Genomic DNA, 19674 nt, shown 5'->3' on the forward strand with positions numbered 1-19674 from the left:
GAAGATGACCCCCATTCAATATAGGAATCATCTTCTAGCTGCTTAACCTCTTTTTTTATATTGTCCTTGAAATAGGTGCCAGTTTAAGCAGAGCCCTTTGCTTTTCTTTCTATCTATGAAACAGTATCAGCTTGCCCGCAGGAGAAGTGCAGCGGTGAGTTTTCTCATCCAGCCCTTTTTCCTTAAGGAGATTTTCTCCAACACTCTTAGCTTCGTCATCAGAAGCTGCCTGGAATGCTTCATCCAGTATCTTTTCTCCATTCTGTTCAAATGCAGTAAGCTTGTAAGTCTTCATACTGAGACTCCCCTCTTATTATAAAATTCAGATAGTTACTATTATTCTTGCATAATTTCTTAGAATGTGCAAAATTTATTCGGAAAAAATGTTTAAATCAGGGAACTTTTTTCCTTTTCTATACGTATTGCTAAATAGGAAAAGGAGGAATTCGAAATGGCTTTAGAGCTTGAGCATGTAACAAAGCGCTTTGGAAAGTTTACGGCAGTGGACGATTTGTCGCTTTCTATTCCCGAAAGTGAGATGTTTGGATTCCTGGGGGCGAATGGAGCCGGTAAAACGACTACTTTCCGAATGATACTGGGACTATTGGATCCCAGCGGAGGAAAGATCACGTGGAATGGAAATCCCATCGATTATTCAACCAGCCCGCTGATAGGCTACCTTCCTGAAGAAAGAGGCTTATATCCAAAGCTGAAGGTCAAGGATCAGGTTATCTATTTAGCTAAGCTGAGAGGGATGGCAAAGCAGGACTGCTTAAAGGAATTAACTTATTGGCTCGAGAGATTCAAAGTTCCTGAATATGCCAATAAAAAAATTGAAGAGCTTTCAAAAGGAAACCAGCAGAAAATCCAGTTTATTACTGCAGTTATACATAAGCCAAAGCTTTTAATTCTGGATGAACCATTCAGCGGATTGGATCCGGTTAATGTAGAACTGCTGAAGGATGCTGTACTGGAGTTAAGGGATAACGGTACAACGATTGTTTTTTCCTCACATAGGATGGAGCATGTAGAAGAGCTTTGTGAGCATTTATGCATCATGCAAAAAGGACGGCCGGTAGTGCACGGGTCTTTAAAAGAAATTAAACGTTCCTTCGGCAGAAAGAATCTGGTTATCCATGCCGATTATGATTTGAGCTTTTTAAAGGATAGCAGGGGAGTGGTGAAAGCCAGACAGACAGCCGAGGGCATTCAGCTGCAGATTTCCGGTGAAGATGCCGCTGAAGCCATTTTCAGAGAAGTTGCTGAGAAGGGGTTTGTCCGTAAATTTGTTTTGGAAGAGCCGTCTCTGAATGATATTTTTATAGAAAAGGCTGGTGCTTCCTATGAATAACTTTATGACGATTCTTCTTCATACTTATTTAAGCAAGCTGAAGACCAAGTCATTTATTGTTACGACCCTCATTACTGTGGCGATAGTTGCAGGGCTTGCCAACTTATCCGGTATTATTGATTATTTTAATAAGGACGATGAAGAACGAATTGCAGTAATCGATGAGACAGGGGTGCTGTTAGCTCCTCTTCAGGAACAAATGGATGCCCTGAATAACAATATATCTTTAATTGCTTACAAAGGGTCAGAGGCAGAAGGAGAAAATGCTGTTAAGGATGAAAAGTATAAAGGACTTTTACTGTTATCATTTACAGAAGAAGAGCTGCCTGAAGCAGCCTATAAAGCAAGAAGTATAGCCGATTCAGCAATCCCATCCGAATTGCAGGGCGGGCTGCAGCAGCTTAAAACGCAAATGGCCGCCAATCAAATAAACCTTAGCCCGGAACAATTAAGCAAACTGTATGAGCCGGTGCCTTTTGATAAGACAGCTCTTGAAGATAACGCTAAAACAGAAGAAGAACTGAATCAGGCAAGAGGACTCGTTTATGTTCTGTTATTCATCATTTATTTTGCAGTCATCTTATACGCTAATATGATTGCCATGGAGGTAGCGACAGAAAAGTCTTCCCGTGTCATGGAAATTCTGATATCCAGTGTCTCACCAATCAAGCAGATGTTCGCAAAAATATTGGGAATCGGGCTGCTTAGCCTGACACAAATGGCACTCATACTATTAGTTGGTTATTTTTCAGTCAAACAAAATCTTGATACGATGGAAGGCGGCTTTTTTGAATTCTTTGGATTTGGAAACATTCCGGCCTCGACTATCGCTTATGCACTCATCTTTTTCATTCTTGGATATTTCCTGTACGCCACACTGGCGGCTTTTCTTGGTTCCCTTGTAAGCAGGATTGAAGATATCCAGCAGATGATTACGCCAATGACCATGATGGTTGTGGCAGGCTTTATGATTGCTATGTTTGGCTTAAGCCAGCCGGAAGCTTCCTTTGTAACGATCACGTCTTATATTCCATTCTTTACTCCGATGCTCATGTTCATGAGAGTGGGGATGCTGTCACTGCCGGTATGGGAGCCGATTCTCGGAATTACGATCCTTCTTGTTTCCATTATACTTCTCGCTGTCTTTGGAGCGAGAGTATACAGGGGCGGAGTATTAATGTATGGTAAATCCAATTCATTTAAAGATATTAAAAAAGCATTACAGCTTACTAAAAACGAATAATCAGGATGGTTATAAAAGTATTTTGCTTTTAGACAGATAATTTAGCTTAACCGCTGAGTTGATTGGAGCGGAGGGCGCTTGACTCCAGTGGGAGCAGCGTGACAGGTGAGACCCCGCAGACGCATAGCGTCGAGGAGGCTCACCGCACGCCCCACGGAAAGCAAGTGCCCGAAGTGGAAATCAACGGACAGAATTTTTAAGAAAATTAATTATCTTTAATAATAGGCCCTATGAGAAAAGCTCCGTCTTTAAGAAACGGAGCTTTTCAATGTAATTCGTTATGCAAATAATGCCTTTAATCCTTCTAATGCAAAATAAGCCCCGAATCCAATAAGTGATAATCCTGAAAGAATCGATATGATGATGATTCCTTTGGAGGTCAGGAATCTGCGAAAACCTGTGGTCAATCCTGCGACAAATAGATCCCAAAGCATCAGTCCCAGAAAAATCATGGTACTGTATAAAAAGAGCTCTGTGTTTCCATAAGCCGCGGCTGTTTTTGCAAGTACAGATCCATAAATGCCGAGCCAAAACAAAATCGAAAGAGGGCTGGATATGGACATAATAAATCCGGAGAAAAAGCATTTAAACAATGAATCCTGGCTGCGCACATAGCTTATGGAAATTTTATTGGCATTTACAATACTTTCGATCCCCGTATATAAAAGAATAAATCCTCCAAAAAGCCACAGGAAGATCTGTACAACTGGGGTGTCCAAAAAATGGACGAGTCCAAGGTATACAGCCAGCATATAAAACCCATCAGCAAACATCGAGCCCACTCCAACAATCCACGCATGCCAAAATCCATTTTTTATCCCTTTTTCAAGCCTGACGGCATTAACCGGCCCAATTGGAGCTGCCAGAGACAGTCCGAGAAACACATAACTTAAATAAATTCCAATTCCCAATATACCACTCCGCCCTTAAAGTTCTCCTTGAAGTTTTATTCCAGTCCTCAAGAAGGAGTCTTGTACATTTTTATGCACAAGCTTCCCTGGCTAAAACCATTTAAGAAAACTCAGGAAAGAGATATCTAAAATCAATTCGAATAGGAACGTGCATTCGCTTTTTGAATGAGGTAAAATGAAAGAAAAGGAATGAGAGGAAGTTTACATGAAAAGGGTTACGTTTATTCACGCTGCTGACTTGCACCTGGATAGTCCAATGTCCGGTTTGAAGCATTTGCCCGGAGCCATATTTAAAAAGCTTCAGGAAAGTACCTTCGATGCTTTTACCAAAATAATTGATTTAGCCATTTTCCATTCTGTGGACTTTGTCATTTTAGCCGGAGATTTATTTGACGGTGAAGACAGGAGCATAAAAGCACAAACCCGTTTTCGGAAGGAGATGGAGCGGCTTGCTGAATGCGGGATTGCTGTTTATGCAGTACATGGTAACCATGATCATATGGATGGCCGATGGGCCCATTTGCCAATGCCGGAAAATGTCCATATTTTTTCCCATGAGGTTGAAGTGGTGAAGCATACTGCTGAAAATGGTACATCTGTTCATCTCTACGGTTTCAGCTATCCTAAGAGACATGTGCTGGAAAGGATGATCGATCAATACAGCAGGGAAGATGGAGCTGATCTGCATATTGGAATACTTCATGGCTCTTTTGAAGGCAGCAGTGATCATGATCCATATGCGCCGTTCCGAATAAATGATTTGCTGGGAAAAGGCTTTGATTATTGGGCTCTTGGACATATACATAAACGGGAAGTCATCATTTCCGAGCCGCCCGTCATATACCCCGGTAATATACAGGGGAGAAACCGGAAAGAAACCGGTCCCAAAGGATGCTATTTAGTTGAGCTTAATACTTCTGGTGCAAAGACGGAGTTTCTGGAAGCTGCTCCTGTAATCTGGGAAAATGCAGAAATAGATGCTTCAGGACTGGAGAACTATCAGGAAGTATATGATATTTGCTTAAATTTGATGGAAGAAAAGCGCCAAAACAGGCGGGGAACAGTCCTGAATCTGACACTTACAGAAACAGGCATGCCTGATCACGAATTAAGAAGCATAACCAATGGCGAGCTCCTCGAAACGCTGCAGGAGGAAGAGGCAGATGAGGAATCATTTGTATGGATTTCAGGTATTACAGTAAACGAAAAAAGAATGTGGAATAAAGAAAAGCTGGCACATGAATCAGATTTTTTCAGTGAGCTTTTTAAAACTGCGGATCAGTTTGCAGAGCGCACTCAAAGTGCCTTGCCCTTGTATTCACATCCCTTGGCAAGAAGATTTATGAATGAACTCACGAAGGATGAAAAACAGAGAATCGCAGAGGAAGCCGAAGCACTGCTGGTGGGCCTATTATACAAAGATTGAGGACAATGAATGGAGGTGGACCCTTGATAATTACAGACATACAAATTTACGGTTATGGAAAGCTTACTGACTTTATACTTGACGATATTCAATCCCTGCAGGTTATTTACGGAGAAAATGAGGCAGGCAAATCTACCATCATGTCTTTTATTCATAGCGTTCTTTTTGGCTTTCCGGCAAAGACCCAATCGGAATTAAGGTATGAGCCTAAGGAAGGTGCAAAATATGGCGGCAGGATTACCGCTGTTTTTCCTGATAGAGGGAAGGCGGTCATAGAGCGGGTTAAAGGCAAAGCGTCAGGTGATGTCAGCGTCCTTCTTGAGGATGGTACCAGGGGAGGAGAAGACCTTTTAAGCGAACTCCTTCACCATATTGACAAAAACTTATACCAATCTGTTTTCTCTTTTAATATTCATGGACTGCAAAATGTGAACCAAATGAAGGGTGAGGATTTGGGCAGGTATTTGTTTTCAGCAGGTTCACTTGGTACGGATCATCTCGTTTCTGCTGAAAATATACTTCAAAAGGAATTGGAAAGCCGCTTTAAGCCAAACGGAAAAAAGCCAACTCTTAATGTAAAGCTGAAAGAGATGAAGCAGCTGCATCGGGATTTGAAAAAAGCGGAGCAGAATAATGAGCATTATTGGATATTGCTGCAGGAAAAAGAAAGTATCGCAAACGATTTACAGAGAATACAGCATGAGTTGGAGCAATACCAGCAGAAGCTATCCCGTCTAAAAGAGTGGAACGAATTCTATCCTTTATTAGCTATGGAGCAGGAGCTGATCAAAGAAAGGGGAAGATTTAAAGACTTGCATTTTCCGGCAAATGGGCTTTCTCTATTGGAGAAGCTTGAAAGCCTGATAAAGCCGCTGGAAGGGCGAAGAGCCAGTCTGGAATCCAGAATAAGCATTTTGGAACAAGAGCTGGAAAGCAGTCAGGCTGATCATTTGCTCCTAAAGCATGAGCCGCAAATCAATGCAGCAGTTGAGGGGCTGCCGCTGCTGGATAGATTAATTCAAGAGGAAAAAGAATTATCAATAAAGCTGGGTAATATCTCAGAGGAAATTATAAATCTTCAGGAAAGACTTCATCTTCAAATTGAAGAACAGCAGCTTGAACAGGCTGATACGAGTGTTTTTATGAAGGAAAAGATTAATGCGGTTAATTCCCGGCGAAATCATCAGCAAGCAATGAAACTGGAGCTGGACGGGCGGTTTAACGATGAAAGGTCGGCGCTGGAGAATACGGAACAGAAAATTGGCGAATTGACTGGGCTGCTTCTTACGGAGGACGAACGTGCGGCCATTGAAGAAACACTGAGCTTCACCGCGAATAAGAATAATATCGAAAAAGAGCTGCAGGATACTCAGGAAAGGCTTCAGTTCCTTCATAAAACAGAAAAAAAGGAACAGGAAAAAAGACAGCAAAAAGCATACCGGGAAAAGAGGCAGCTTTTGTTTTTAGGAGTTCTGTTTGCTGCTTTTGCAGGCTGGGGAATCTTTAGTCAATTATGGGTGATTGCCGGTGCAGGTTTGATAGGCGCAGCCTTTTGTATTGCCAGTGCAAACAAAAAGGAGCCTAAGGGAGAGGTCAGCTTTATTAAAGAGGAGATAAAAGCCCTGAGTGAAAAAGAACAATCACTGCTGGAGAAATTGAAGCATCCTGACATTCAGCATGCTGCGAGCCTGGAGGCGCAGCTGAAGAAAGACAGCGAAAGGCAAAATCAGCTTATCCAATTACAATTTCAGCTTGAACAAACAAATGAAAAATATGAAAAGGTCATTAACTCCTTTGAAAAATGGGAAAAGGAATCTGCCGAACTTGAATGTGAACTCCTGCAGCTGGGGAAACAGCTGCTGCTTCCTTCTGAAATTGCCAAAAACTATTTAAGCGAGGCTTTTAGTCTGATTGAAAAGCTGAAAGTCCTTACCAGGGAAAAAAAATACACCCTTGAAAGAAAGGCATCAGCAGAAAAGGGAATCAATGAGAAGCTCCAAACTTTTCAAAAGCTAAAGACTCTATTAAACAGCGAGCCGGGAAGTATTCAGGAAATCGGCTATCAGCTGAAAAAAAGACTGAAGGAAGAAACGGAAAAACAGATCAAGCAGGGTGAAAGAGAAGCCAAGCTTCAAGAGTTAAAGCTGGAACTCAGCACAGTGCTTGCCGAACTTAGCCACTTTCAAAATGAATGCAAGAACCTGTTCTCAAGCGCAGGCACTGATAATTCGGATGAATACCGGGAAAAAGCAGCTGAAGCACAGAAATTAGCAGAACTTGAAGAACAGATAAAACAGGTCCGCAAGCAAATGAACCATAACTCTTTTTCACAGGAGGAAATCGGAAAATATTCCAATGTGACAAAACCGGAAGCGGAGATCCAAGCCGTTAGCGAAAAAGCTGCTCAGCTCAAGGAAAGAATTCCTGGTCTGCAGAGCAAGCTTGCAGAAGTAAAACATGAAATTGGAATTCTAGAAGAGGGCGGAACATATGCGGAACTTCTGCATAAATTCGCTTTGCTGAAATCTGAGTTTGAAGCAGAAGCAAGGGAGTGGGCAAAATATGCTGCTGCCAAGGATATATTAGATCGAACGATAAGAAGCTTTAAAAATGAGCGCTTGCCAAAAATGCTGGATAAAGCAGAGCACTATCTTTCTTATTTAACCAATGGCCGCTATGTACGGATTTTTCCTAAAGAGGAAGGGAGCGGTTTTCTCATAGAAAGCAGGACAGGAGCAATTTTTGAAGCCAAAGAGCTGAGCCAGGCGACTGCGGAACAGATATACGTATCCTTTAGACTTGCACTCGCCATGACGATTTATGGAAAATACCCATTTCCCATTATTATTGATGATAGCTTTGTAAATTTTGATCATGTCCGAACAGAAAGAATGATTAATCTGTTAAAAAGCCTTACAAATCGGCAAGTTTTATTTTTCACTTGTCATAAACATCTTCTGCCGTATTTTCAGGAAGAGCAGATACAGTCCGTTATAAAGGAAAAGCTGTCTGTCTAATGATGACAGAGGTACCATTCCTTAAAGACATCGAGAGGATTTACTGCATTGTATTAATAGAACCCATTCATGTAAAAGTGAATGGGTTTTAATGGCGGGCAAATGACATGATTATTTAGGAGAGTGCCGTATCAGTATGGTATACTAGGTTAATAGAATTGCATGTTTAAAGAGGCTGCAAAAGATTTATCTGTTTCTGAATGCCCTTTTTAAACAACCTCGTGAAGGGAGCGTCGGCGCGCGTATGTCAAAAGGAATTGTTTATTACGAAGTAGGAGAACAAATCGAGCTTTTTCTGCTCATCAAAAATGCAACTAAGGGAATTGCGAGTAATGGAAAGCCGTTCTTGACCCTTATCTTCCAGGACCAAAGCGGGGAAATTGAAGCAAAGCTTTGGGATGTGTCTGATGAAGATGCCAAAAATTACAGTCCTGAAACTATTGTAAAAGTGGCGGGGGATATTTTAAATTACCGTGGACGCAATCAGTTAAGAATCCGCCAAATACGGCCGGCCTCTCCAACTGATCCGGTGAAGCTGGCAGACTTTCTCGAAACAGCACCCCTAAGTACTGATGAAATGATGAGTAAAATCACTCAATATATATTTGAAATGAAAAATCCAAACATCCAGCGGATCACCCGTCATTTACTGAAGAAGCATCAGAAAGACTTTCTTGAATATCCGGCCGCTACCAAGAATCATCATGAATTCGTTTCCGGTCTTGCCTATCATGTTGTTTCTATGCTGGATTTGGCTAAAGTAATTTCCGGTTTGTACCCAAGCCTGGATAAGGACTTATTGTACGCTGGAGTCATCCTGCACGATTTAGGGAAAATTACTGAGCTGTCCGGACCGATATCAACATCCTACACAATAGAAGGAAACCTGCTAGGGCATATAACCATTATGATCAATGAAATAGGAAAAGCTGCTGAGGAACTGGGAATCAGCGGTGAAGAGATTATGGTCCTTCAGCACCTGGTCTTGTCCCATCACGGTAAAGCAGAATGGGGCAGTCCGAAGCCGCCGCTAATCAAGGAAGCAGAAATACTTCATTATATTGATAATATTGATGCAAAAATGAATATGCTTGATAGAGCTCTTGAAAGGGTAAAACCTGGAGAATTCTCGGAGCGGGTATTTGCTCTGGATAACCGTTCATTCTATAAACCTAGTTTTCATAAATAAAAAATGCCATCCTTCCTAATGGGAAAGGATGGCATTTTTATTGCAGTCTAAAGGGAAGTAAGGACCCCACTTCAAAACTCAGAGAAATCAGAGGAGGATAAGTGGGGGGCAAACTGCCCGTATATGCCCGATTGGTTCAACTAACAATCAGTGGGGGATAAAAAACCCCACTGATTGAAGTTTCACTTTATTGCTTGTCTATCATATTTTACCGGGATTAGCATACATTTTATAGTAAATGGACAACCATATGAAAAGAAAGAGGGGAAACAGATGATTCCAATTTGGGTATATTTTGTTGCAGCCGGAATCGTTATAAGTGCATATATGGCGGTAAGAACAGGCAGGGAAGAGAAAAAAGTGGAGCATGACAGCATAGAACGCGAGGGTGAAATTTATATGAAGCGTCTTGAACGGGAAAAAGAAGAGCGGAAATCCGCTAAAGCATCAGCAGGCTGACTTTAATAACACATAAAAAACGGGACTCCAGCATGCAGCATGGAGCCCCGTTTTTTTATTTTGCTTCAGTTCCAGCTTCACCTTCAGCTTTAGGTTTATCAAGAACTCCTTTTAGTTCCTTATCTTTAATATCAACATCAGCAGCCTTTAGTTCACGATCCATTGCCTGCTGTATTTTCTCGCCATCAAGCTTGGAGACTTTTACTTGATATTCCATTTCCTTCTTCATTTCATCAAAGGACTTCTTCTCTTTTTTCTCAGTTACCTGAATAATATGGAAACCATGTTCTGATTGAACAGGAGCGCTGATTTCATTCACATCAAGGGCATAAGCTGCCTCTTCGAATTCAGGAACCATTTTACCTGGGCCGAACCAGCCTAAATCTCCGCCATTTGCAGCAGATCCAGGATCTTTAGAGTATTCTTTGGCCAGATCTTCAAATTTTCCGCCTTCATCAAGCTTTTTCTTTACTTCGTTCGCCGTTTTTTCATCCTCTACCAGGATATGGCGTGCTTTAATTTCCGGCTTGTAGTTATCGTAGTATTCTTTAACTTCTTTTTCTGTTGCTTCAATATCTTTAATAGCGGCTTTTTCCTGAAGTAAGCCTGTTTTAAAGGTTTCCCTTAAATCTTCTTCATCCTTATAGCCATATTGCATAAGTGCCATCTCGAAGTTAGCGCCAAGCTGCTGTTTTAGTTCATCAATTTTCGCGTTAAGTTCCTTGTCTGTTACTTTGTATTTATCAGAAAGAACTTTTTCATAAATGAGCTCCTGGAGCGCCTGTTCGCCGTATTTTTCCTTCATTGCTTCATAAAGCTCGTCCTTCGTAATGTTTCCGCTCTTTGTTTCAACAACAACATCTCCTGAGTCGCCGCCGGTGCTGCTGCATGCGCTTAATCCAATTACTCCAGCTGCAATGGAGAGCGATAGCATCCATTTTTTCATGTTGAACACTCCTAAATTAATTTTCAAATTTGGCTCTGGAGAGCTTGACTGCTGTCTTCTGCTGAACTTTTAGACTTCTAAAAACCAGCAATTGCCTTCACAGTGCCTTCAATTATCACATTCTCTACTATACCATAAATGAAAAAAATAACAAAAGAAGAAAGTAATGCTTGGTCCATAAACCATTGTTTTTTAAAAAAATTTGGGTGTTCGCCCATCCCATTCAGGACAATTGTACATATGATACATGGAATCCTCTGATGGGAGGTTTCAAATTCAAGCAGCCTAAAAAAGTTTGGATAGCCGGGATAGTAGCCTATCCGACCACAGAGGCAAATGAATAGGATATGGTAGCAGCCTAAAGGGGAGGTGTTATCCATGGGTGCAGGATACGGCGGAGGTTTCGCGTTAATCGTTGTATTGTTTATCTTATTGATAATTGTAGGCGCAGCTTGGCTGTAAGCCTAGTTTGGGTATAGAGTCCATCTGCTGGGCTCTGTGCCGCAAATCGAAAGGAGGATTCCAAATGTCCGGAGGATGCGGATACGGCGGAGGTTTTGCGCTAATTGTCGTGTTATTCATTTTGCTGATCATCATAGGAGCATCTTGGCTTTACTAAGATAAAAACCTTCACAATATAAAAAGCGGCGGAAATTTTCCGCCGCTTTTGCTCATGGTAAGAGCGCTCAGGATATCCTAAGCATACAAGATTTCTACAAATGAAGAGATTAGCAATATGGTGATAAGAATGTTAATGGTTCTGAATACTTTGGGCTGCCGTTCCTCAGGAATCTCTTTTTGGAGACAAAGCGAATTTGTCATCTTGTTGATATAAAATAAAATAAAAACGGCAAAAATAATAAAGATGGAGATCATCCAAGATTCCCTCCTTGGGCAGTCATATGATTGCTGTAACATGTTTTGTCTGTTAATTACAATAACAAAGTTTACAAAAAAAAGATAGTATTTAAGATTGCCTGTCAGGTAAGTAAAAGGTATCCTTTGTCAGGATACCCGGGATTTTTGCTAATAGTTCGAACGAAGTAAAATCTCAAATCCATCTTCATTTTCTTCTACATAAGATTGATTTGGAGCATTAAGGACGTTTTTGGCGCAGACAATGTCAGAAAAAGAAAGGCCTGCATGGAAAGCAAACAGAATGACTAAATAATGTACATAATGAGGAAAAACAAAGCAAGCAGCCAGAATCAGACTGTTTATAATGAACATAGGGGCCAGAGTGGCAGTCAGGAAAAGCCGTTTTGAAATAGGCTCCGTTATTCGGATATATATAATTGGCATAAATCCATATTTAATTATCAGCTGTTTTTTTACGATAATTCCAAGGTGTGCAATCGGAAGGTAGTGAAGCAGCTTATGGACTGGATACATCAGCCATAATCCCGCTGCAAAGAAAATGAAGTAATTATCGTAAAAGGAACCTGGCATAAATACATACGTTGCAGGAACATATGTAAATATGAAAGTAGCCAGCATAGTTAAGGAAGACAAAATAAAAAGTCTCTGCGATCCATATTGCTTCGTGAAGTTAATCGTCTTCCAGCAATTCATCATAAAAATACCTCCACAAGGAGTAAAATAGTAATCTTTCAAACTCACTTATGATACTTTACGATGAATAAATAAAAAAATCAATAGGGAAAACAAACAGATTTTGTCGAAAAAAAACTTTAATAAAATGAAACTAATGTGAAGCAGTGAGCAACCGTTTTCATAAATACAAAGCGAATGCATGTGATTCGCTTTGTAAGGGTTTACATATTGCTGGAGGAACTTTTTTAATTAAACAAGTTCCTTTTCTGCTTGTTTTTTCTTTAATTTGCCATCATCTTCATCAAATTGATTTTCTAGGTTTGCAAAGGATTTTTCAAAAATCTCCATGAAATCGTCACCATATATATTACGGACTATCGCCATGATTTCGATGATGTCAGGAAATTTTCCATAAAGCTCTCTTAGTGGCATTGCACCAGAGAACACGGCGTTTTTTTCAGGTGAATAGGTTTCCATAAGACTTAATAATACCTTTTCGCCATCCTCAGTCAATTTAATGTAGGTATTTCTTTTATCGCTTTCTTTCTTAGAAAATTGAAGAAAACCCCGTTCTTCGAGCTTTTTGGAAAAGTTGAATGCAGTAGAAACATGCATTACACCAAACTTGGCAACATCGGAAATCGATGCTCCGTTTAAATGGTAGGCAATCCATAAAATATGATGTTCATTAATGTTTAAATCGTAGGGTTTTATCCATTGCTGCCAATCCTTTTCTATAGACTTCCACAGGGCTTTACTCAGCTGTGCCACTCTCTGGCTGAAAATCATTGCTTCCTTTATAGAAATTGCTTTGTCCGACATTCAAAAGTTCACCTACTTTGTAAAATTAATTATTCTGGCTATTCGGCCGGAAGTTCATTTTTCTTTTATAGTATCATTATGCCAATAAAACAAAAATTAATAAAGATATAAATTTACAAAATTTTTAGAAATATAATTAAATATTTCTATAAAAGGCTTAAGGTCAAGGGATGAGAGCCCAATTAAAGTTTTAAAAAAATTTGAAGCATTTTAATAATATATTAGTTTTCGTTCAAAAATAAAAAAATCCTTCTTTTTAACTAAAGAAAAAAGAAGGGTTTTTTTATTTACTTTATATTTGTTTCAAGTTCGTGTATGGCTGCTTCAATTTCCTGCAAATCACGCTGCAGCCTGTGCTGATGGGGAAGGATCTCGTTTTTCCAATTGCTGATTGAATATTTGATGTCACTTGAGAATTCCTTAAAGGCTGTTTTACCTTCCTTAGAAGCAAATGAAGCTGAATCCTTTATGGCCATCAATTCGGTTTTTAATTCTAAAAGCTGCTCTTTCAGAAGGTTTGTGTTTTCTTTTAACTGCTGACGGGTATCCCTTCCTGAAGCAGGTGCAGTTAATAAGGTGGATATGCCGGCTGCAGCACCGCCAGCTAATAGTCCAAGCAATAACGATTTGGCTTTCATAACCATCACCTCAGAATCTTATTTATAAGTCTATTTTACTGCAATCTTCATTTTTCTACAGCTGAAAATAAAAGTGTTCTTTCTATATCTATATCACAAAACATATAAGAGTAAACCATATCCTCATAGCTCCCGGCAAATAGGCATACAATTCAATAGAAGAATGTTTTGAGAAAGGGGGAGGCAGGTTGTCCGGAGCAGCGGCGGGAATTTTTGCGTTAAGTGTGGTGCTGTTTTTAGGAGGTATTCATTTTTTCCTTTCAATAAAGAAACCCGGAGTCTATCCTCCGAAGTATGTTTTTAAAAAAAGGGCGGCTGCTTTAGCGGCAGGCGGGGCGTTTTTGTTCCTGCTGGGCCTGATTGTCGGCAGTTTCTAATAGTTTCCAAATAAAAAAGCCCGCTTTTTTGCGGGCTTTCTGTATAATTATTGGCTAATCGTCACTTTAGTCAGCTTCGTTCTGTTTGCAATTGATTGTGCTACAGGAAAAAGGATTACCATTGCAGCGGTGTTAACTGCAGCTGCAGGAAGTACAACTGCTGCAAATAATGCTGTGAAAGGTCCCGGCAGTCCGACAATCTGGTATGCCGAAGTTAAAAACACAATTCCGGATACGATGGTTCCTGCTGCTGTTAAGACAGCTGCACTGACGATATTCTTCCTGAATTTCTTTACGATCAGGAACAAGGCGAAAAAGGTAAATGCAGTAACCGGCTTATCAATGATATTCGGGATTAATCCTCCAGGAAAGGTTGTGGTAAATCCGGAAATCAGGCCTGTAACTAAACCTAAAAGCAAAACGCTTCTGGTGTCTGGAAAAAGGATTATGCCTAAAAACATCATGGTAAGCATCATGTCCGGTTTCATTCCGAGAAAGAACCCTGGAACAACGGCATGAAGCACTGCGCCCATCCCGACCAATAGGGATAAGGCTACTAAATTTTTTGTATTCAATTCTCATCTCTCCTCTGCTATTCTCTGACTAGGCTCTGTCGTCTCTCCTGCAGTGCACTCTTTGCCTGCAGCGAAAAACTTTAACTTATTATAACATATTTTACTGTAATTCAAAGGTGTTTTATTTACTAATTATTATTTTTAAAAGCTTTCATAAATGCGGCCAGCTTTTCAACATGGTCCTCTGGCACAGCGTTGTAAATGGATGCGCGGCACCCCCCGATAGAACGGTGTCCGCCAAGCCCGATGAACCCTGCTTCTTTTGCCTGTATCTGAAATTCCCTGGAGAGATCTTCGCTGTGAAGATTAAAAGTAACATTCATACGGGACCTGCTGTTTTTATGGGCATGCCCTATGTAAAAGCCTTCACTTTCATCAATAACATCATAGAGCATTTTTGCCTTCTTCTCATTGGCCTTTTCAATCTGCGCAAGGCCGCCTATCTGCTCTGCCCACTGAAGCACAAGTGACAGTAAATAGATTGAAAGAGTAGGAGGTGTGTTATATAAAGAGTTGTTATTGGCAAATGTATTGTAATTCAGCATTACAGGGAGCGTTTCAGAAGATCTTTTTAATAGTTCTTTTCGGATTATCACTACTGTTACACCGGAAGGGCCGAGATTTTTCTGGGCACCGGCATAGATCAAATCAAATTGGTCTACTTTCAAAGGACGGCTTAAAATATCGCTTGACATATCTGCTGCTACAGGTGTTTTTTTATTTGAAGGAAAGCTTTGCCATTGTGTGCCGTAAATTGTATTGTTGCTGGTAATATGAAGATAGGCAGCATTGTCCGGCATATCATCTTGACTAAATTCGGGGATAAAGCTGTATTTTTGATCCTTGCTGGAGGCAGAAATGACGGTTTCGCCAATTTTATCTGCTTCTTTTAAAGCTTTCTCTGACCAGGAACCACTAAGAACATAATGGGCTGTCTGGTCTTTTCCCAGCATGTTCATCGGCACCATGGAAAACTGGAGACTTGCCCCGCCCTGAATAAAAAGCACTTCAAAGTCATCCGGGATGGCCAGCAGTCTTCTTAAGCGTGTAATTGCCTGATCATGTACTGCCTGATATTCCTTGCTTCTATGGCTCAGCTCCATTATGCCCATTCCTGTATTGCCAAAGTTCAGCAAACTCTTTTCCGCTTCTTTTAATACCTCTTCCGGCAGGGCTGCGGGACCTGCATTAAAATTTAGAGCACGGTACATTTTTCTCCCTCCAAATATAAAATCAATTCACTATAACGCTGTGAAGAAATAAAGATAGTTAATATGTTAACAAATTATATTGATTTGTACAGAGAAAAAAATGAACATTTTGAAAAATTGGAGGAAAAAAAATTCCCCCTGCAGAAACAGGAGGATCAGAGGGTTACAGATGCTTGTTTATAGCATCAGAGATTTCCTTGAGATCTGAAGCTGAGTAATCAGATTGATGTGATTTCCACACAACCCCTAAGCCATCTCCATTACCATAACGGGGAATAAGATGGGAGTGGAAATGGAAAACGGTCTGCCCGGCGTGTTCACCGTTGTTATTAATTAAATTCAGGCCAATTGGATCGAATTCGGCCTTGATGGCTCTGGCAATCTCCGGAATAGATTCGAAATAGTTCCGGGCTGTTTCAGCATCCATTTCATACAAGTTTTCTTTATGTACTTTCGGAATGACAAGTGTATGCCCTTTTGTGACCTGGCTTATATCCAGAAATGCCATAACATGGTCATTTTCAAATACTTTGGCTGAAGGAATCTCGCCATTGATTATTTTACAGAAAATACAATCGTTCATTATGTCAGCTCCTAACCAAATATCTTTTTCACAATTCTACCATATCCTCCAAGAAACAAAAAAGCAGAAGGGGATGGATAGTATAATTCATAAAATAAAAGGCAGGATCCGCTTGGAATCCTGCCTTCGTGAAGGGGAAGCTTCTATTGGTACGTTTCTATTTCAGGTAAATTCTCTTTAACAAACACCTCATTTATGAATGAATTGTGTTCATATCTAGAGAAAATCGATCTTTGTTCAATCGGACCATCCCCTTATTTTCTTTATAAGCTTTTACAGGCGTATAAAGCATGGATGATAGTCTTTAACAAACACCTCATTTGAAAAATGACTTAGTGACCACTTTCGGGTAAAGCGATCAAGTGTTTAAGATCATCAGGTTTCATGTGCAATGCAACCATCCCCTTATTAGGAACGTTTGAAGCTTATACTGAAAGGAAACTGTCTGCGACAGACACCTCATTTCAAGTTTTGATCATCTGAATGATGTTCAAATGATTTGTTTCCCCTTCATAGATTAGAATGTCCCGCCCCGTAATTTATATACAGGAATTTTGCCCAAACTGGACAATTTACTTTGGCTTTTTTTACAATGGACTTATACATAGTAGGAAGGACGTTGAGAATGGCGCTGCTTGAAATTAAAAACGTTACCGGCGGCTATACGAGAAACCCGGTCTTAAAGGATGTCTCCTTTGAAGTGGGTGAAAATGAAATCGTCGGCCTGATTGGCCTTAATGGAGCCGGAAAAAGTACGACCATCAAACATGTAATTGGCTTAATGGAACCGAAGGAGGGCGAAATATCGATCAATGGCATGCAATTCCTTAAGGATAAGGAAGGATATCGCAAGCAATTCACTTTTGTTCCGGAAACCCCGATTTTGTATGATGAACTGACATTAGAAGAGCATTTGCGTATTACAGCCATGGCATACGGTCTGCCTGAAACAGAGTATAAACAAAGAGTGGAAACATTGCTGAAGGAATTCAGAATGGAAAAAAGACTGAAATGGTTTCCGGCTCATTTTTCTAAAGGGATGAAGCAGAAAGTAATGATCATGTGCGCTTTTTTGGTGCAGCCGTCATTATACATTGTTGATGAACCATTTGTAGGCCTGGACCCGCTTGGCATTCAGTCACTTCTTGATTTGATGAAGAAAATGAAAGAGAGCGGTGCCGGCATCCTTATGTCCACCCATATTCTTGCTACCGCTGAAAGATATTGTGATCGTTTTGTGATTTTACATGAAGGAAAAGTAAGAGCGAAGGGGACATTAGCGGAGCTGCAGCAGCAATTTGCAATGCCGGGAGCAACCCTCGATGATTTATATATCCAGCTAACAAAGGAAGAAGATTATGTTTAATGAAAAACAATTATGGAAGGAGAGATTCGGGAGGACGGTCAAAGAGCTTTCCCGCTATCTCCGTTATATTTTTAATGGCCATATTGTCATTGTCATGGTGTTTCTTCTGGGAACTGCAGCTTTTTATTATCAGGAGTGGATAAAAACCCTGCCCGGTGATTTTCCTGCTGCAGTGATTATCGGAATCATCTTAGCTCTCCTGGTTACATACAGCCCCATTTATACATTCTTTTCTGAAGCAGACAAAATTTTCCTGCTTCCGCTTGAAGACAGGCTTTCAGGTTATTTCAGACGTTCGATGGCAGTCAGTTTTTTTGTGCATGCATATCTTCTTGTAATGGGTCTGGGAGTTTTAATGCCGATGTATGCAGCGGTGAATGATGGCAATTTTAAAGTGTTTTTACCCTTTCTGCTGATCCTGCTGACGCTAAAAATGATCAATTTGCTGATACGCTGGAAGATACAATATTATATCGAAACAAGCGTACACCTATTGGATGCATGTGTCCGTTATGCTGTTAACGCTGTGTTTCTATATTTTCTTTTTAGCGGCGCTTCCCCTATTTTCATGCTGGCAGCAGGTGTGCTGCTGATCCTGCTGTATTTGTTCTTTACCATGAAATCCAGGGATAAAGGGCTGAAATGGGAATATTTGATTGATCAGGAAGAGAGAAGAATGACCTCCTTCTACAGGCTGGCCAATATGTTTACAGATGTTCCAAAGCTGAAAGACCGAGTGAAGAGAAGGAAGTGGCTTGATTGGCTGCTTTCAGGTATTCCATTCAAACAGGATGCAACTTTTAAAAATCTATATGTCCGTACATTTCTCCGTTCGGGTGATTACTTCGGTTTATTCATTCGTTTAACTCTTATTGGGGCTGGAGCAATTTATTTGATTTCGTATGGAATGGGACAAATCCTGCTTGTGCCGCTATTCATGTACCTAACCGGATTTCAGCTGCTGCCCTTATGGAATCACCATCAGGATAAGCTGTGGGTGAATTTATATCCGGTTAAAGGGGGTATAAAGGAGAAGTCCTTTAAACAGCTGCTGACAGGAATACTGTATGTTCAGGCACTCTTATTATCGATGGCTGTACTGGCAAATGGCGGCTGGCTGGCTTCGCTTTTGGCTTTAGCCGTGGGAGTTTTATTTGCATATATATATACTCATATCTATATTCAGAAACGGCTGGCAGGCAGCCGGGCTTAAAATGAAACCATTTCTGTCTTTTGTGCGTATATAGAGTCATCCTGAAAAAAAGGCAGGTAGGAAAATGAAGGAGTATGAATTAAAGGCATATTATGAAATTGAAGAGTGGAAGAGACGGATCAACAAGCGCTCCGGTCTGCTGAATCGTCTATCCAAAAAAGCTCAGACAAAGGTAAATAGTATAATACCTGAAAAAGCTCATCAAATTATCACAGACAGCATAAAGAATATGGTAAAGGCCACTTTGGTTGGTTCGAATGCACTCACCAGAAAAAAATCTGCCGGCTGCAGCCTGGAAATGATGGATCACATGCTGGAAGAGAAGATTTCGACATACCGCAAAACAGCTGCTGTCGAGGGTGCCGGAACCGGGGCAGGGGGAATACTCCTTGGCATAGCTGATTTTCCCTTACTGCTGAGCATTAAGATGAAATTTCTTTTTGAATCTGCCTCCATATATGGATTTGATACAAATGATTATGAAGAACGCCTGTTTCTCCTCCACGTTTTTCAGCTCGCATTTTCCAGTGATGATAAAAGGAAAGAAACACTGAAGCTGATTGAAGAATGGGATGACCGGAAGGAAACATTGGCTGATATGGACTGGAAGGTATTTCAGCAGGAATACCGGGATTATATTGACTTTGTTAAAATGCTCCAGCTGGTGCCGGGTATAGGTGCTGCTGTCGGGGCGTATGCGAACTATAATTTGCTTGATCACTTAGGTGAAACCGCTAAAAATGCTTACCGTCTGCGGGTATTGAAAACAGCCCCAAGGCCTGATTAGGCTTGG

22 protein-coding genes are annotated in these 19674 nt (G+C 40.6%); 12 read left to right on the forward strand and 10 right to left on the reverse strand.

The annotated features are described in order from the left end of the window. Nucleotides 1-109: 109 nt before the first annotated feature. A complete protein-coding gene (locus tag BK139_RS16930; protein WP_076261084.1) occupies nucleotides 110-295 on the reverse strand; it encodes a YhzD family protein in 186 nt (61 codons plus the stop codon). A gap of 156 nt (nucleotides 296-451) precedes the next feature. Here BK139_RS16930 and BK139_RS16935 point away from each other — a divergent pair, with 156 nt between their 5' ends. Next, nucleotides 452-1351: an ABC transporter ATP-binding protein gene (locus tag BK139_RS16935; protein WP_076261086.1), complete on the forward strand. Its 900-nt coding sequence runs from the start codon at nucleotides 452-454 to the stop codon at nucleotides 1349-1351. Next, the gene (locus BK139_RS16940; RefSeq protein WP_076261088.1) at nucleotides 1344-2594 is read left to right on the forward strand and encodes an ABC transporter permease; all 1251 of its coding nucleotides are present in this window, start codon (nucleotides 1344-1346) and stop codon (nucleotides 2592-2594) included. Before BK139_RS16935 ends, BK139_RS16940 begins: the two co-directional genes overlap by 8 nt. Nucleotides 2595-2872: 278 nt before the next feature. Here BK139_RS16940 and BK139_RS16945 read toward each other — a convergent pair whose 3' ends face one another. Further along, nucleotides 2873-3505 (reverse strand): LysE family transporter, encoded by a 633-nt coding sequence (locus BK139_RS16945; RefSeq protein WP_076261090.1) that lies wholly within the window; start codon nucleotides 3503-3505, stop codon nucleotides 2873-2875. Between the two features lie 205 nt (nucleotides 3506-3710). Between BK139_RS16945 and BK139_RS16950 the strand changes: the two genes are divergently transcribed. The 4 genes from BK139_RS16950 to BK139_RS16965 all read left to right on the forward strand — a co-directional run bounded on the left by BK139_RS16950 (nucleotide 3711) and on the right by BK139_RS16965 (nucleotide 9596). After that, nucleotides 3711-4931 carry a metallophosphoesterase family protein gene (locus BK139_RS16950; RefSeq protein ID WP_076261093.1) on the forward strand — a complete coding sequence of 407 codons (1221 nt, stop codon included), beginning with the start codon at nucleotides 3711-3713 and terminating at the stop codon, nucleotides 4929-4931. A gap of 23 nt (nucleotides 4932-4954) precedes the next feature. Then, nucleotides 4955-7948, forward strand: a complete 2994-nt coding sequence (locus tag BK139_RS16955) for an ATP-binding protein (RefSeq protein WP_076261096.1) — start codon at nucleotides 4955-4957, stop codon at nucleotides 7946-7948. Between the two features lie 244 nt (nucleotides 7949-8192). After that, nucleotides 8193-9137 (forward strand): 3'-5' exoribonuclease YhaM, encoded by a 945-nt coding sequence (yhaM, locus tag BK139_RS16960; protein WP_048010717.1) that lies wholly within the window; start codon nucleotides 8193-8195, stop codon nucleotides 9135-9137. Between the two features lie 273 nt (nucleotides 9138-9410). Further along, nucleotides 9411-9596 (forward strand): sporulation YhaL family protein, encoded by a 186-nt coding sequence (locus BK139_RS16965; protein WP_061794339.1) that lies wholly within the window; start codon nucleotides 9411-9413, stop codon nucleotides 9594-9596. 55 nt (nucleotides 9597-9651) lie between these two features. Here BK139_RS16965 and BK139_RS16970 read toward each other — a convergent pair whose 3' ends face one another. Next, a complete protein-coding gene (locus BK139_RS16970; protein ID WP_076261099.1) occupies nucleotides 9652-10542 on the reverse strand; it encodes a peptidylprolyl isomerase in 891 nt (296 codons plus the stop codon). Between the two features lie 378 nt (nucleotides 10543-10920). Between BK139_RS16970 and BK139_RS16975 the strand changes: the two genes are divergently transcribed. After that, nucleotides 10921-11004: a YjcZ family sporulation protein gene (locus BK139_RS16975; protein WP_064503397.1), complete on the forward strand. Its 84-nt coding sequence runs from the start codon at nucleotides 10921-10923 to the stop codon at nucleotides 11002-11004. A 64-nt stretch (nucleotides 11005-11068) separates the two neighbouring features. Continuing rightward, nucleotides 11069-11161 carry a YjcZ family sporulation protein gene (locus tag BK139_RS16980; protein WP_076261102.1) on the forward strand — a complete coding sequence of 31 codons (93 nt, stop codon included), beginning with the start codon at nucleotides 11069-11071 and terminating at the stop codon, nucleotides 11159-11161. Between the two features lie 77 nt (nucleotides 11162-11238). On the opposite strand, the gene BK139_RS16985 is transcribed toward BK139_RS16980, so the two are convergent. From BK139_RS16985 to BK139_RS17000, 4 genes are all read right to left on the reverse strand, one after another. Beyond that, on the reverse strand, nucleotides 11239-11418 hold the full coding sequence (locus BK139_RS16985; RefSeq protein WP_009331432.1) for a hypothetical protein: 180 nt from the start codon (nucleotides 11416-11418) through the stop codon (nucleotides 11239-11241). Nucleotides 11419-11568: 150 nt separating this feature from the next. Then, a complete protein-coding gene (locus BK139_RS16990; RefSeq protein WP_076261104.1) occupies nucleotides 11569-12117 on the reverse strand; it encodes a DUF3267 domain-containing protein in 549 nt (182 codons plus the stop codon). A gap of 228 nt (nucleotides 12118-12345) precedes the next feature. After that, nucleotides 12346-12918 carry an HTH-type transcriptional regulator Hpr gene (locus BK139_RS16995; protein WP_076261107.1) on the reverse strand — a complete coding sequence of 191 codons (573 nt, stop codon included), beginning with the start codon at nucleotides 12916-12918 and terminating at the stop codon, nucleotides 12346-12348. Between the two features lie 287 nt (nucleotides 12919-13205). Continuing rightward, a complete protein-coding gene (locus tag BK139_RS17000) occupies nucleotides 13206-13556 on the reverse strand; it encodes a YtxH domain-containing protein (RefSeq protein WP_076261109.1) in 351 nt (116 codons plus the stop codon). 188 nt (nucleotides 13557-13744) lie between these two features. Between BK139_RS17000 and yhzF the strand changes: the two genes are divergently transcribed. Next, the gene (gene yhzF / locus BK139_RS17005; protein ID WP_076261112.1) at nucleotides 13745-13933 is read left to right on the forward strand and encodes a membrane protein YhzF; all 189 of its coding nucleotides are present in this window, start codon (nucleotides 13745-13747) and stop codon (nucleotides 13931-13933) included. A gap of 47 nt (nucleotides 13934-13980) precedes the next feature. Here yhzF and BK139_RS17010 read toward each other — a convergent pair whose 3' ends face one another. The 3 genes from BK139_RS17010 to BK139_RS17020 form a co-directional block, all read right to left on the reverse strand. Continuing rightward, complete coding sequence (locus BK139_RS17010; RefSeq protein ID WP_076261114.1) at nucleotides 13981-14508, reverse strand: tryptophan transporter; 528 nt, start codon at nucleotides 14506-14508, stop codon at nucleotides 13981-13983. A 128-nt stretch (nucleotides 14509-14636) separates the two neighbouring features. Beyond that, the gene (gene serC, locus BK139_RS17015) at nucleotides 14637-15719 is read right to left on the reverse strand and encodes a 3-phosphoserine/phosphohydroxythreonine transaminase (protein ID WP_076261117.1); all 1083 of its coding nucleotides are present in this window, start codon (nucleotides 15717-15719) and stop codon (nucleotides 14637-14639) included. 163 nt (nucleotides 15720-15882) lie between these two features. Beyond that, the gene (locus BK139_RS17020; protein WP_076261119.1) at nucleotides 15883-16302 is read right to left on the reverse strand and encodes an HIT family protein; all 420 of its coding nucleotides are present in this window, start codon (nucleotides 16300-16302) and stop codon (nucleotides 15883-15885) included. Between the two features lie 625 nt (nucleotides 16303-16927). Between BK139_RS17020 and BK139_RS17025 the strand changes: the two genes are divergently transcribed. The 3 genes from BK139_RS17025 (at nucleotide 16928) to BK139_RS17035 (ending at nucleotide 19668) form a co-directional block, all read left to right on the forward strand. Then, the gene (locus BK139_RS17025; RefSeq protein WP_076261122.1) at nucleotides 16928-17668 is read left to right on the forward strand and encodes an ABC transporter ATP-binding protein; all 741 of its coding nucleotides are present in this window, start codon (nucleotides 16928-16930) and stop codon (nucleotides 17666-17668) included. Next, nucleotides 17661-18881 carry an ABC transporter permease gene (locus tag BK139_RS17030; RefSeq protein ID WP_076261125.1) on the forward strand — a complete coding sequence of 407 codons (1221 nt, stop codon included), beginning with the start codon at nucleotides 17661-17663 and terminating at the stop codon, nucleotides 18879-18881. Before BK139_RS17025 ends, BK139_RS17030 begins: the two co-directional genes overlap by 8 nt. Before the next feature lie 64 nt (nucleotides 18882-18945). Beyond that, entirely contained in the window at nucleotides 18946-19668 is a 723-nt protein-coding gene (locus BK139_RS17035; protein ID WP_076261128.1) for an EcsC family protein, read from the forward strand. Nucleotides 19669-19674: the final 6 nt, after the last annotated feature.

This window comes from Paenibacillus sp. FSL R5-0490 (assembly GCF_001956215.1).
GTDB lineage: Bacteria > Bacillota > Bacilli > Bacillales > Cytobacillaceae > Cytobacillus.